This is a genomic window from Prosthecobacter sp. (genome assembly GCF_044222565.1).
Lineage (GTDB): Bacteria > Verrucomicrobiota > Verrucomicrobiia > Verrucomicrobiales > Verrucomicrobiaceae > Prosthecobacter.
In genome coordinates, this window is record NZ_JBGANA010000021.1 from 48,895 (window position 1) to 62,668 (window position 13,774).

At 60.2% G+C, this 13,774-nt stretch carries 10 protein-coding genes; all 10 read left to right on the forward strand.

The annotated features are described in order from the left end of the window. Positions 1-57: 57 nt before the first annotated feature. The 10 genes from ACILSR_RS24970 (at position 58) to ACILSR_RS25015 (ending at position 13,377) form a co-directional block, all read left to right on the forward strand. On the forward strand, positions 58-744 hold the full coding sequence (locus tag ACILSR_RS24970) for a hypothetical protein (protein ID WP_395752531.1): 687 nt from the start codon (positions 58-60) through the stop codon (positions 742-744). Between the two features lie 134 nt (positions 745-878). Continuing rightward, positions 879-1,145, forward strand: a complete 267-nt coding sequence (locus ACILSR_RS24975) for a hypothetical protein (protein WP_395752532.1) — start codon at positions 879-881, stop codon at positions 1,143-1,145. Positions 1,146-1,295: 150 nt separating this feature from the next. Beyond that, positions 1,296-1,730, forward strand: a complete 435-nt coding sequence (locus ACILSR_RS24980) for a hypothetical protein (RefSeq protein ID WP_395752533.1) — start codon at positions 1,296-1,298, stop codon at positions 1,728-1,730. 65 nt (positions 1,731-1,795) lie between these two features. Further along, positions 1,796-2,764, forward strand: coding sequence for a hypothetical protein (locus ACILSR_RS24985; protein WP_395752534.1), 969 nt, complete (start codon positions 1,796-1,798; stop codon positions 2,762-2,764). Positions 2,765-2,907: 143 nt separating this feature from the next. Further along, a complete protein-coding gene (locus tag ACILSR_RS24990; protein ID WP_395752535.1) occupies positions 2,908-4,695 on the forward strand; it encodes a hypothetical protein in 1,788 nt (595 codons plus the stop codon). A 43-nt stretch (positions 4,696-4,738) separates the two neighbouring features. Continuing rightward, positions 4,739-4,882: a hypothetical protein gene (locus ACILSR_RS24995; protein WP_395752536.1), complete on the forward strand. Its 144-nt coding sequence runs from the start codon at positions 4,739-4,741 to the stop codon at positions 4,880-4,882. Positions 4,883-5,611: 729 nt separating this feature from the next. After that, the gene (locus ACILSR_RS25000) at positions 5,612-6,892 is read left to right on the forward strand and encodes a tetratricopeptide repeat protein (protein ID WP_395752537.1); all 1,281 of its coding nucleotides are present in this window, start codon (positions 5,612-5,614) and stop codon (positions 6,890-6,892) included. 212 nt (positions 6,893-7,104) lie between these two features. Beyond that, positions 7,105-11,829 carry a hypothetical protein gene (locus ACILSR_RS25005; protein WP_395752538.1) on the forward strand — a complete coding sequence of 1,575 codons (4,725 nt, stop codon included), beginning with the start codon at positions 7,105-7,107 and terminating at the stop codon, positions 11,827-11,829. Next, complete coding sequence (locus ACILSR_RS25010; protein ID WP_395752539.1) at positions 11,816-12,115, forward strand: hypothetical protein; 300 nt, start codon at positions 11,816-11,818, stop codon at positions 12,113-12,115. The genes ACILSR_RS25005 and ACILSR_RS25010 overlap by 14 nt, the downstream gene beginning before the upstream one ends. 11 nt (positions 12,116-12,126) lie before the next feature. Further along, on the forward strand, positions 12,127-13,377 hold the full coding sequence (locus tag ACILSR_RS25015; RefSeq protein WP_395752540.1) for a hypothetical protein: 1,251 nt from the start codon (positions 12,127-12,129) through the stop codon (positions 13,375-13,377). The last annotated feature ends 397 nt before the right edge of the window (positions 13,378-13,774 follow it).

Below are 13,774 nucleotides of genomic sequence, written 5' to 3' on the forward strand. Positions count from 1 at the left end.
GGGCAGAGGCGGAGCCGCAGGACATGCCATTCGTCGAATCTTGAGCAGCGCACGCCCATGAAACCCTGTGTGAAATTTCTTGTCCGGCTCTCATGCGTCCTGCTCGTACACGGGTGCTGTTTCGCACAAAATGTGGAGTTGCAAAAAAACAGTTCACGACTGCTGGCAAATTTCGAACAATCAGGGGATGTGCAGGCACTTGCCCAATTATGGAGGGAAAACCATCCCAGCCTGCCGGGCAGTCCCACGATTCAAGCAAGCCATGACGTGCTCACTCAGGAGGCCGTTGAGAAGAAGGCCGGGTTCTATTTGCGGATTCTCCTGGCCATCGGGAGCAGGCGCATGCGCCTAAACGAAGAACGGCGGCCTGTGGCCAAAATCCTTGAAGCATTCGCGGATGAAATGCGGACCCGCACGGATCAGCCTTTCATCACACCAGGCAAAACGAAGCCGGAAACGATTCCTGACGTGGAATATCGCCAGCGCTACCGAGAGTATCTGGATGCGCAAAAGACTGATGCCGGACATGCAGAGACGGCGGGAACGCTTTCATCTTTGGAAACCAGCTTCAGGGCCGATTTTGTTTCATGCTTTGAAAGTTTGCACGAGGCGACCAGGCGGCGCTTGCTTGACGGGGTGGCACCAGAGACGCTCTCTACAGAGACCGTCAAATTATTAACTGAGCGCTTCAACCTGCCGTTTGTTTATCAGAACAAAAAACCCATGCTGCTGAACGCCAGGTGATCGTGCGTCATGAGCAGGGGGAGACCGCAGGGCAGCGCTGCGGTGGCACTGGAGATCGCGCGCAAGCCGCCGAGTGAGGAGCACGGCGCATCAAGGGCGCCGTATATTATACCAGGGAACCAGGGTGGCAGCTTGTGGAGGCAGCCGCTGCTGGAAAATGCCTGCCTGCAGAGGCTCTGCTGGCGCATGCCTCCCTGCTGGGCCGCTGGGGCAAGGGGCGCAGCGCAGCCCGGCACGCCGAGCACGTGAGAAGAGCCCACGCGATCTGCCAGGCGCTGCCGGTGCAGCCCGACCTGGATGCACTGCACCGGCGGACCTGGGCCCGCCTGACGGACGAACAAATCCTCTACAATCAAGGCGGCCAATTCTTCCGGCAGGTGAAGCGGACCGGTGTGCCGTGAAAGCGCGTAATGCCGATGACGGGAAATCGTGGGTAAATGGGGGCATAAACGGGATCAACGTGAAATGGCACTTACTTAAGGCCCTCTTTCGATCTGTTTCCGAGCAATGAACGCACCACAGCTGCGCAGCGAATCCAAACCGAGTGCAGAATGCCTGGCATCCTTTTATTGATTTTCGATCATGGCGGTGCTGCACACCAGGAATTTGGCAGCCCTGTAAAAGGCGCTCTGGACCCTCACTCTCAGGCGTGGAAGTCCATCACCTCCTCGGTAAGACCGAAAGGTCATATCGTACTTGTAGGTTGCGAGGTCGCAAAGCAGGAATGGAATAATCGGAACCCTGATACTAACAAGGAAGGGCGCTACCTGGCCTACGACGGCATAAAATACTTGAGCGATCTGTACTACAATGCTGATGGCACAAGAGCCCCCACCATCCATGCCTATGATGAAAACGTGCGCTATCGGGAGGGGCATTTTAAACATGCGGTGACGGCAGGCAGAGAGCATTCTTATGAGACTGAGGGCTATCAAGTGCTTGAGCCGGAAGGCTACCGGCCACCGCCAGGGCCAGAGCCAAAATGAGATGATTTGACCCTAGTGAAAACAGGTGCAGCATTCTCATGCCCGCATTGCAACGGGCAATGACCATGAAGCACTTTCTTCACCCTTTTCTCGCGGCGTGCCTGTTTGCAGCGTTGAATGCATTCCCGACAGTCTGCCGCAGTGCAGCGACGGAGGCCCCGCCGGACTATGGGGCTCTAATCAATGGCCTGTTTGATCAGGCTGCCTCCTGTGGGATCTCGGGCCATTATGTGGACTATCGTGCCCACATCATTGATTTCACCACGCCGGATGCGCAGTCACTGGGCAAACTGCGTGAGATGTTTCTGCGGGAAAAACCGCGCTATCTTGGCCCTGACATCCCGCCATCGCTGGGCCGGAGACATACGAACAACCTTTGCTTTTCCTGGAAAAACGCGCAGGGGAAAGAGCTCGGGCGCGTGCTGTTGCTGGAGGGAGACATGCTCGTCATCAATGACCGGATGCTCTTCACCACCAGCCCGCCCGGCGGCAAAAGTGTGACACTGGAAACGAGCGCGGCGGACTTTGCATGCCAACAAATAGCCGCTGAACGCAAGCTGCCAAAACCCGACTATGAGCAGCGGATGAAAGACGTCTTTTCCAGGGCCGCCTCATGCAAGATCACCGGTCACTATGCCGGGTACAGGCCCTGGAACACGCAGCTTCACCCCGTGAATTTTGCCACCTCCGAGGCCGCGCAGATGCTGAAGCTGCGGGAAATGTTTCTCTGGGAAAAGCCGCATTTCGTCGTGAACGAAAAGAGGGGGAGCCTCGGCTCCAACTGCGATACCAATCTGTACTTCACCTGGTTTGATGCGCAGGGAAAGACGCTCTGCCGCGTAGCCCTGCTCGAACACAGTTACCTGTTTTTTGCGGACACCCTGGACATTTTCAACACCAGCCCTCCCGAGTGGGTGGGCAATGGGCAAAGCAATACCACGCTCTTCCACCGCATTGGTTTCATGACTCTTCCCCAGATCTACGGGAAAGCCGATGCAGCGGCCGCGATAGAGGCTGAGAAGCAGGGGCGCTGAACATCGCATCTGAATTATCATGCCGCCCCAATGCGTTTCGACATCCAGCAGCATGACAGCTGTGGTGGAAGTACGTCGAGGGAAAGAAGCAGTAACCAACCTTCCAGCACCCGTCATTGATTCCAATGCAGACACATCAAGCCATGAAGCACGCTCTTAGCTCATCCCGCTTCGCATGGCTTCTGGCCCTGCTTTTGCTGCCCGCCGCGGCGCTGCACGCAGCGGATGACGCGCCTGCGCCTGCGCCGGACTGCCAGGCCGTGATCATGGCGCTTTTTCAAAAGGCGGACGTCGTCAAGATCTCCGGTTACGTGGTGGATGGCATCCGGTACGACATCGAATCCATTGCGGCGGATGTTTCGTCCCGGGAGGAGCTGGAGTACCTGTTTCTCACCGAGAAGCCGCTCTATCTCGGCAAGGAGATTCCTCCGCACCTCGGCGAGTATTCATCGAGCAGGCTGAACTTTATCTGGGTGGATGTGGAGCAAAAAGAGGTGGGCCGCGCCGCGCTGCTGGAGGGAGACAGGCTCCTCATCAATGGCAGTCTGCTCTTCAGCCTCAGCCCGGTGCCGGGGGAGAAAAATCTAAGGTTCCTCAGGAAGGCGGCGAACTTTGCCACCGACCTGACCTTCGACACCCCTGCCGACACACCGAACTACCGCCGCATCGTCAGAGGTTTCTTTGAGAAGGCGGCCTCGTGCAAAATCAAGGGCTATCATACCATGTCAAAGGAAGGCATGCATATGATCGACTACATCACGCCGGATGTCGCGGCGCTGCGGGAGCTGGAGCGCAGCTTCCTGCATGAAAAAGCCCTCTTTAGCTATGGGACCGACTCTGACAAAGAGATCGACCCTGACAAAGCGACCGACGCCGCCACAAGTACTTCCCACGGGATCAGCCATTACAAGTTCACCTGGCTGGACGCGAAGGGTGCTCCGGTGGCCTATGCGGAGCTGGTGGACAGAGAACTGATCGGTCTCAATGGCCGCCATTATTTCAGCACCAACTCAAAGGGACGTGATGGTGCCAACATCACCCTGTGGCGGAGCATCACCCGTCTGGTCGATCCGGAGGCCTTCAATCTGCGGCAGCCGGACTACCAGGCCATGATCCAGGATCTCTTCTCCAAGGCCGCCTCCTGCAGCATCGAGGGCAGCTATGCCATCGAGAAGATCCTTCCTTATGATGTGAAATTCACAGCCTCAGACACCGCCGCGCTGCTGGCGCTGAAGGAGATTTTTCTCTTTGAAAAACCCCGCTACAAGGAGCGCACCAACGGGGATCCCATCCACATCACCAGCCCCTCACACTTAAATTTCATCTGGAAGGACGCGCAGGGAAAGGAACTGGGCAGCGTCTCCCTGCTGAATGACGACAGGCTGGAGTTCAAGTCCACGCATGACGTTTTCCAGCTCGTCAGCCAGGCGAGAGGCCAGCACAACATCACACTCCTCACACGTGCGGCCCGCTTCGCACTGCCGCGCTACTTTAAAACTCCCGCCCCTCCGAACTACCAGGATCTGGTGCAGGGTCTCTTCGCCAAGGCCGTCGCATGCAGGATGAAAGGCTATTGCACGGATGTAAAGACCGACACCACGCACGATGTGGACTTCACCGCGTCTGACAGCGCCGCGCTGCAGGCACTCAGGCAGATCTTCCTCGCAGAAAAGCCCCGCTACCTCGGCCTCAGCAGCGAGGCCGTCTCCGGCAGCCGTGGGATTTCAAGCCTGCACTGCTTCTGGACGGATGCCCAGGGAAAGGAACTGGCGCACGTGGTGCTGGAGGGTGAAAACCGGCTGCTGTTCACCGCGACGCAGGACGTCTTCTCGACAGATCCCGCTGTGGCGGGAAGCGAGACCCTTCCATTGCTCACGCGGCTGGCGCAGCTCGGGGGAGCGCAGCCTAAGCAGGCGGTGAAGACGGAATAAGCGTCTGGCGTTTTGCCGCAGAACCACGCCAGGCACGCGCGGAATGTTTGCCAGCGCCCTGTTGTACAAGCACGGCGCCAAGCGCGCGCTGGCCGGCTGCGCCAAAGAGCCTGCCAACGGGGGCCCGGACCTGCTGGCGGCGAAGGCGATGGTGGGGGAATGCGTGGAGAATGCCGCCAAGGCTTGAGACCTCCCCTCTTTGTATTACTTCCTACCACGAAAAGGCATGAAATCATTTGCGCACTGAAAAGCGGACCCAAGGGGTGCCTTCATGAACCCATCCTATACACCTGGCAGCCTCCTCCTTACTCCACGCGCTCCCCATGGCAGGCGCCTCACAGCCCGTGCGCGGCATCACATGCAAGGATCTGAAGATGCCCAGGGGCAGCGTCCGCCCTTTCTGAAACGGGCGGGAAAAGCGATCGGCAAGCTGTTTCACTGGGGCAAAGAACATGGCACTGTGAGCGCGGAAGGCAGCAAGAAGGGGAGTGAACGTTTCGACGCAACCGTTGAAGTGGGGGCTTCCACCAACAAACGTGTGAAGGAAGACCAGGAAAACTGGGAGGCAACACATCCTGGCCATGAATTTCCGGGATCTGGAATGAACGGATTTCGCTGAGACCGGCCAGCCAGTCGAACGGCACGGTTTGGCGAAGAGGACTTCAGGCTCTTGCTCTTTCATACGCGGAACCCCACCCTGCAGCTCCTCCGGCGGGGAGCTGCATGCGTTTCATGGCTGAGGCACCCTGCGCAGGCGATGCTCGAGCGGTGAAGAGAGCCGTCGGCGCAGGGAATTGCGCGGATTCTTTCATTAGGCGCTTTACCCATGCCTCCCCGAGAGGAGTTTTGCCGTTCGCGCTTGCAATGGGCATGCCCATTCTGCTTAATGGAGGGGGCTTGAGGGTCCCTGCCTGCCATGAAACCGCCATTCACAAACGCCTCCGCATTCACCTTTGCCGCACTGCTTCTCACCCTCGGTCCGGTCACGGCGCATGCAGCGGAGGATGCGGGGACGAAGGCTTATGAGACGGCCCTGGCACTGAGCCGGGAGGCCAGATATCCTGAGGCGGAGAAGATCCTGCAGAAGCTGGTGAAGTCCCGCACGCAGGCGCTCGGCGCGGAGGACAAGGAGACGCTGCGCGCGCGGCTGCTGCTGGCGGCGGCGATGAACAACCGCAGCACCCTACCCGAGGTGGAAATGCGAATGCGCGAGCTGCTGCCGGTGCTCACGAAGGTCTTCGGCCCGGAACAGCGTGAGCCGCTGACATGCCAGTCCACACTGCTGCATGCCATGGCTTCCAATGGCAGGTCCGCGCAGGCCGTTGAGCAGTTCCGCCCCCTCATCGCCACCATGACACGGGTGCTCGGCGCGGAGGATCGCCACACTCTGCAAGCGCGCGAGAACCTGGCTGGAGCTCTGAGTGAGGCGGGGAAACCCGCGGCTGCGGAGGAGGAAATCCGCGAGGTGCTGGGCATCAGCAGGCGGTGCTTCGGCCCGGAGAGCCGCAACGCACTCGGCTGCGAGGATCTGCTGATCCTGACTCTGCACAGGCGGGGGCAGAAGGAGGAGGCGGAGAAGCGCTGCCGTGCCCTGCTGGACACGAAGACGCGCCTCTTTGGCGCTGAAAGTCCGGCCACTTTGTACACCCGCGGCACGCTGACCGAGATCTTGTACGCTCAGCACAAGCTGGACGAGACGGAGGCGCAGCTGCGCGCGCTGGTGCCCCTGCTGGAGAAGGTGCATGGCAGGAAGCACCCCGAAACGCTGCGCTACCAGAGCGATCTGGCGCTGACGCTCGCCGCGCAGGGCACATATCCCGAAGCAGAGAAACGGTACCGCAGCCTCATCCCGACGCAGGCCCAGGTGCTCGGCGCTGAGAACGCGGAGACTTTGAGCTCACGCCGCAATCTGGCGCGTGTACTGTCTGAGCAGGGAAAAAAGGCGGAGGCCGAGAAGGAATACCGCGCGCTGCTGACAGCGAACGAGCATGCTTTTGGGGCTGCGCATGGGAACACGCTGCGCATCTGCCACAGCCTGGCGGGCTGCCTTTGGGAGCAGGAGAAAGACGCCGAGGCGCTGCCCTACGCCCAGCGTGCGCTGGAGGGCCGCACCAGGCTGCTGGGCAGGGATGCAGCGGACACGCAGGCCTCCCGGCGGCTGCTGGAAAAGGTGCAGCAGGGCGCGACCAGGCTGTGAGCGCGCCTGTTTTTTGTGTTATAAGTTTCAGGTTTCAGGTTTCAAGTTTGAAGCGATCCCGGACTGACATGGCATGGAGTGGTATTACGTGGTTCTTTTTCGTTGCATTCGTCCGCCACGGCCCAAGTCGTGGCTGATAGAACCAGAACCCGAACCGGACGCTGTGAAGAACACGGAAGGAGCCACCGCCGCGCTGCGGCCACGCATCCGTCATGTCTTCCTACCTTCACCCACGCCGTCCCCCGCCCGCCGCCATCGCCCGCCTGCTCCTGCGCCAGAAGACCGCCGCGCACCAGCATGCGTCCGAGACCGCCCCGCCGCCTCCCGGCAGCCCGCCGCGCAAGCTCCCCGCTGGCACCGCGCAGCCGCTGCCTCCACAGATTCCACAGAAGCAACCGCAGCCCCAACCTGCGCCTCCTCAGCCTCAGCCTCAGCCTCAGCCTCAGCCTCAGCCGCCGCAGGTGCAGAATCAGCAGCGGGTGAATCTGGGGCAGCCGAATGCGACTCTGCCACGCAGCCAGCCGCTCAGTCCCGCCGCCGCACCAGCGAGGCCGCCGCTGATGATGCCGCAGCCGGAGCCGCAAGCTCCGCAGGCCGCGCCGGTGCCCCTGCGCTCCGTGCGGTCTTACGAGCCGCATGCTGCGACTCCGTCGTTTTCCCTGCAGGAAATGATCGACCGCCACCGCGCCCGCTCGGGCGGCCAGCAGGCGGCGGGTGCTTCTTCAGGCAGCGGACTACCACAAACTACCCCGACCTACCAGCTCCTGAGCTCTCCCCCGGCCCAGCCGCCGCCCGGTAGCAGCAGCAGCGCGGCGGTCCCTCCGCCGCCAGCAGGCAGCCCGCAGAAGGGCGCGGCTCCTCCTCTGCAATCCATTGCCTCCACGGCAAACAACGCCGCAGCGCAGGGCGCAGTGACGCCGCAGAAGGGTGCGGCTCCCAATGCGCAGTCAGTGTCCTCCACGGCAAACAACGCGGCAGCGCAGGCGCAAGCGGTGCCTCCTGAGCAGAAGGGACAGTCCCCATCCAAGCAGGCTGGACCTGCACCGCGGGGCCAGAGCCAAAGTCCGGCCCCTCCCCGCCAGCCAGGAGCCTCTGCAACGGCCGATGCTTCAGCGCAGGGTGCAGCGCCAAACGCAAAGCCGCCAGCCTCAGCAGCCGCGAGCCAGCTTCAAGAAAAGCTCAGCAAGGCCGCTCCCGGCACCCCCATGAGCCTGCTGGATGCGGCGACCGGCGGCACCCCAGGCAGCGGCGTCAAGGCTTCACTGGCGGACGCCAAGGCCGCGCGCGAACTTTTCTTGAAAAGCATGGGCATTGCCGATGTGAATCACGTCAATCTGCATCCTCAGCCTGACGGGACGTTTGCCCTGCACTCGAAACGCAATGGCGACGGCGCGCCCACCGCCATCTATGATCCCAAGCAGAATTCCCTCACCGTAAATGCAGCGGGCGGCACTCTCAGCGAGGACACACGTCAGATGCTGCAAAACATCGCCGTGCCACCTGGCCGTCCCGGAGTAAAGCCCCGCGCCAGCGAAGGGCTGCCCGTTTACTTTGGCAATGGCCGACGCAAGACGGCGGAGGAGTTTGGCGCGCTCAGCCAGGCAGGACAGCAGGCGTATGAAACCGCCCGCACGCCGGAGGAGCGTGCCGCCGCACTGGAAAAGCTGGGCCTCTCCCCTGCTGGCATTAGGCAGCAGATGGAGGCAGGCCAGATCTCCTTTCAGCAGGCGCTGGCGCTCAATGGCCACTTCAACCATGTGCTGGAGCACAACGCCACTCTCGGCGGAGCCCAGATGGCCCTGAATGACTGGGGGCTTCAGCCGCAGAACAAGGAGATGGGCTCATGGCTGCATTCGGGCACGCCGGAGCAGCGCGCCTATGCCATCAACCAATACTTCGATCAAACCAGCAGGCGTGCGGAAAACAACCTGCTGACCACTCCCGAACGAATGGAGCAGCTCCGGCGCCGCGCGCTCGGCGAGATCCCCGGAGGTAATCCCGAATGGGGCAAGCCCGGCGCTGTCTCCCCCGGCCGCGAACCGAAGGACGGCCCCGCGGGGCTGCTGCGCATTCCCCTCCAGGGCGGTGGTGCCGCGCACATTCCCACCGGCACGTGGACGCGCGAGGACTACGAGACGCTGGACCAGCACCCGGACATCCGCAATCTCCCCCACGCAGAGCGCGAGGCTGCCGTGGACACCCTGCTGCAGGACCACTACGCGCAGCTCTCCTCCCAGCCCGGCTTCTCGGGTGAGGACCATCGCAAGTTCCGCGAGACCGCTCACCAGCTGCGTGACCGTGTGGCCGAGCTCAAGACGCTGAAGGACACCGCCGGTGAAGGCGTGGACATGGTCAAAGAAGCCGCCAAGAGCGAAGCCACCACCCATGTGGCCGCTGCCGCAGACCTTTCCTTCTTGGATGGAGAGGGCAAACCGCGCTGGCCCGCTGGCAACATGGCGGCTCAGAGCGGCTTCGATGCGAGAAATGCCAAGGACACCGCCCAGCGCCTCGCCCAGCCCACCGCGGAGAAAAAGATCGATGACGCCCTCGCGGCCATCCATCAGGACATCCGCAACGGCAACTTCCCCCTGGCCCCGGGCGAGGAGCAGGAGAAGTGGATCGACGCACTCTCCGCCAAGTTCAATCCTGAGCGAAAGGATTGGTTTGATGCCGTGCAGGGCCCTGCGGACCCCACCACGCCCGAGGGGAAAAAACACCTCGCCCACACGCAGGACTACACGCTCGCCCACCCGGAGAACCGCGCCAAGATTCTGGACTACATCCGCACCGGCAATGAAGAGCGCTGGGATGAGCTGAAGCACAACCTCAAGAAAACCCCGCAGCGTGCCCAGACCGAGGAGGAGCGGGCCAGCAGCCTCAAAAACGACCCCATCGTCCGTGTCCTCAACAATGCCACGGGCACCGACTGGAGCGAGGACATGAAAGGCGCGAACGGCGCCGTCGCAGGCCACTTCGTGCCCGGCATCGGCGGTGCCAGCAGAAGCAGCAGCCGCGCGAGCAGATGGTTCCGCAGGGGGGCCGGCATCGCCGCGAATATCGGCGGCACCGTGGCACAAAATACCATCGAAAACCCCGACGCCGATTTTGAGGATCACAAGAACGCCGTCATCGCAGACTACGCCACCTCCCTCGGCCTGAAGCCGCTGGATCATGCAAAGGGCATGGTAGGACAGAAGGTCACGGACACGCTCCAGAACCGATCAGGGGCAAACAATGTCTCCCCTGGCGCAAATTACGGTCCCCGCGGCGATGCGGATCCGCCGGGTGGCCAGAGCTTTGAAGAACGTCATAAGATTGAGCAAGGAGGCATGCAGATCCCCAAGCAGGCGGCCGCGCAGGCGCCTGCTGCACAGCCTGGAATACCAGTACATACCACTGAGACAGCCAGGGCCGCACGCGAAGCCTGGGAAAAAGACGGCGGCAAAGCGCTCCAAACCATCGACCGCCTCAAGACCAAGGCCAAAGACGCGCCGCTGAGTGCGGAGGAGCAGCACGAGCTCGACAAGGCTGAAAAATTGCAGGCCAACGTGCGAGTGGCCAACCTGGAAACCGAGCAGCAGAACCGGCCGCAAGGGCTGGACCCGGTCAAAGCCCAGGCGCTGGAAACAGAGCGGGCCATTTTGCAAAGGCCCTCCTCCGGCGAGCAGCCGCCAGGAGGCGGCGCAGGTGAACCCGCCGCAGTGCCCGCCGGCCAGGACGCATACCCACCCCAGCCGATGAATGGTGGCGCCGGTAATGGCGGCAAGGGCGGCGGAGAATCACCGCCACCGCCACCTCAAGGCCCAGAGCAGCCATCTAATGGCGCCGGAGACGGCTCTCCTGAGTCAACGAAGAAGTTCACCCGTCCGAAACCGGGAACATTGGATGAAGCACATGAGATCGACCAGGCGGAAAAACACGACGCAGGAAAGCTCAAAGCAGACCTTGAGGACCAGCTGAGAAAGAACGGGAAACTTACCGCGCAGCAGGCCCAGGAGCTGGCCAAGGCAAATGCCGTCCTCGCACGAGATGCACCACGCGACCGCGGCCCTCTTCCTCCGGTTCCTGACGCACGCAGGACCATTCAGGATCTCTCGGACAAGGCCACCGCGGGAACTCTCAGCGCCGACGAGGCCCATCAATTTGCCCACGCACAGCGCTCCATCGCCCAGCAGCGCGTCAACGATCTTCAAGCGGCCGAAGCCTCCGGCACACTTACCGCCCCGCAAAGAAGGCAGCTTGATCGGTTCCGCGCAATCCTGGCAGCCTCTCCTTATGGCACCGAACTGCCGAAGGGACCGCCGGCGGGTTATGACCCGCACGCACCCAATGCCGCGCACCGAGAGTGGTATCCTCCTGAAGGCGACAAGGCTGAGCATCCTGTAGATCACGACTTTACACCCACAGCGCTGGCGCTTTCCGATGAGGAGATCAAGACGAATACCGCCCGATTGAAAGCCAGTGGCCATGCACATAGCCGTCATGGCCCCGAAGTGACCGAAGGCCAACTCAGTGACAGGGCCATGTATAAAGTGGATCCCATTAGTCAAACAAAAGAAAATGGAGAACATCCGGGTAGTAACCACAAAAGTTCAAGGACTGCATCGCAGTTCACCAGTGATCGTGCTATGACGCAGGCCGTAAAATCCGTGGAAAGCAGTGCCGAATACAGGGCCGCGCGGGCCAACGCAGAGGCCATAGGAAAAGACGATTTTGTTGTGGAAAACATTTCGTTGGAGTCGATTTTTGGTCCGAACTATTTGTCGCATGTAAAAGGACGTACCCGTGAAGGACCGTTCACTCTTCCTACAGGCGTGCACTCCACTAATTTTAGGGACGGGACAATCTTTGTTGTTTTTAGAAAGGACCCAACCACGGGCAAATTCGAACCCCACACCATGTATGCCAAACCTTCACTCACCCATGAACCAGACTGAACTTACTACAACGACGTTAAAAGAAAATTTTACCACATATTTGACGGCGGACATTTATGCCCCAGAGCGATTGGCCGAATGGTGCAAAAAAAACTACCCCGCTGTGGAATATTGCAGATTGTTCAGGGAACAACTACGCAGTGCAATTCGAGTCCCAGGCACAGTTTCTCCCAAGACGTACGAAAGATGGACTGGTGATGATGACTACCCTACACAAGGGATGCTGCAAAATCATCTCAACGAGATCTGGAAGATGTGTTTTCCAGGCGAGACTATTGCGAGTTAAAGCGCAGGTAAATGGGTCAGGGCCTCCGCTTTGCAGAACTTCTGGCTTACTGGGGAAAAATTCTGTTTTGTCAGAAATTTGCACCCCGGACCCTTTTCAAGGTTGAAGATATCATGCGACAGCGGGCGGATCGGGCCGACTCCCTACGTGAGGATGCCGCAAAGCGAGGCGCGCCTCTTCCAGAGTCTCATCCGCTGGAGAACATCCGCCTTGCAGACTTGAAATGGAACCCTGAGGATGATACCGTCACTCATGAACCTACCGGGCGCAGGCTATCCGAAGGAGATTTTAAACAAATCGTATCGGGACTGGACCCCGGAGGAAGCGGAATTGGTACGACGACACTTTCTCGGGCCCTTGTTGCACGACACGCGTTACTCGTGGAAGCCCCTGAGAGCGGTCGTGTGGGACATCAGTTGCATGAGGAATCTCGTGGACAAGGACGAGGAGAAGTTGATGTACATGGCGATCAGCCATTCAGACTACGTGGAAAAAATAAACAACTCTTTTACTCGCAGCCCGACAGTCCCGATGCCAGGGGAGCAAATGAAGGGAGCGGAGACGGAGGTAGCGGCCGCAAACTCGCCGGCCACTTCGGCAGCGACTCAAAACAGCTAGCTGGCGCGACAGCGCAGACTGTGGACACGCTAAATCAAAGTGTCCCCGGTCTTCTCCACGACAAGACCCACGTCTTCCACAGCGTCGAAGACCTCCTAAAGTCCGACTATGCCAAGCAGCATCCTTTTTCGAAGGAAGATATTGCTGGCCTGCAAAACGCCGAAGGCTTCCACGATCCGAAAACCGGCCACAGCGCCATCATCGCCGGCAATGTGGAGATGCGGCATGGTGAAACACCGCACGATGCGCTGACACGCGTCATCCTCCATGAGCGTGTGGGGCACGATGGATTGCAAACCCTCCTCGGCTCCAAGGACAGCAAGGCCCAGAAACATTGGGAGGGATTGACGCAACGCATTCCGCAGAAAGAACTCGACAGCATCGCCAGACAGGAAGGCTACCAGCACCTGAAGGACGACCGCAACGCACTGGCGCACGAATGGTTTGCCCGCCAGGCCGAGAAGTCCCCCCACCTGCTCAAGCAGCCCGGCGTGCTGCAAGACATGTGGGAAAACTTCAAATGGCAGCTCAGGAAAATGAGCAACAACTGGAAGGACACATCCGAAAGCCATCTGGACACCCATTTGCACGAACTGCTGCGCCACTCCCGCAAGGCGGCTTTGCGCCCGCCCTCTGGCGGCTAGTCTGATGAACAGGACGGGTTAGCAGCCACCAGATTCCGCGCAGCCTGGAATACCAGTACATACCACTGAGACAGCCAGGGCCGCACGCGAAGCCTGGGAAAAGGACGGCGGCAAAGCGCTCCAAACCATCGACCGCCTCAAGACCAAGGCCAAAGACGCGCCGCTGAGTGCGAAGTGAAACCGGGGTCATGGTGCAACTTTCTGCCATAAAATACGGCTTCCCGGATTAAGGATATTTGTCTATTTTTTCCACCCTGACCCCGTTTCCCCGGAATCGATGGCAGCCAAGGAAGAATTGCAAAAAATACTGGGATCCGCACATTACCACGAGCAATTTAGCGGCCCCGCGTTGGAAAAAGTGAAAGATAAAATCACCGAGGCAATAAATAGACTACAA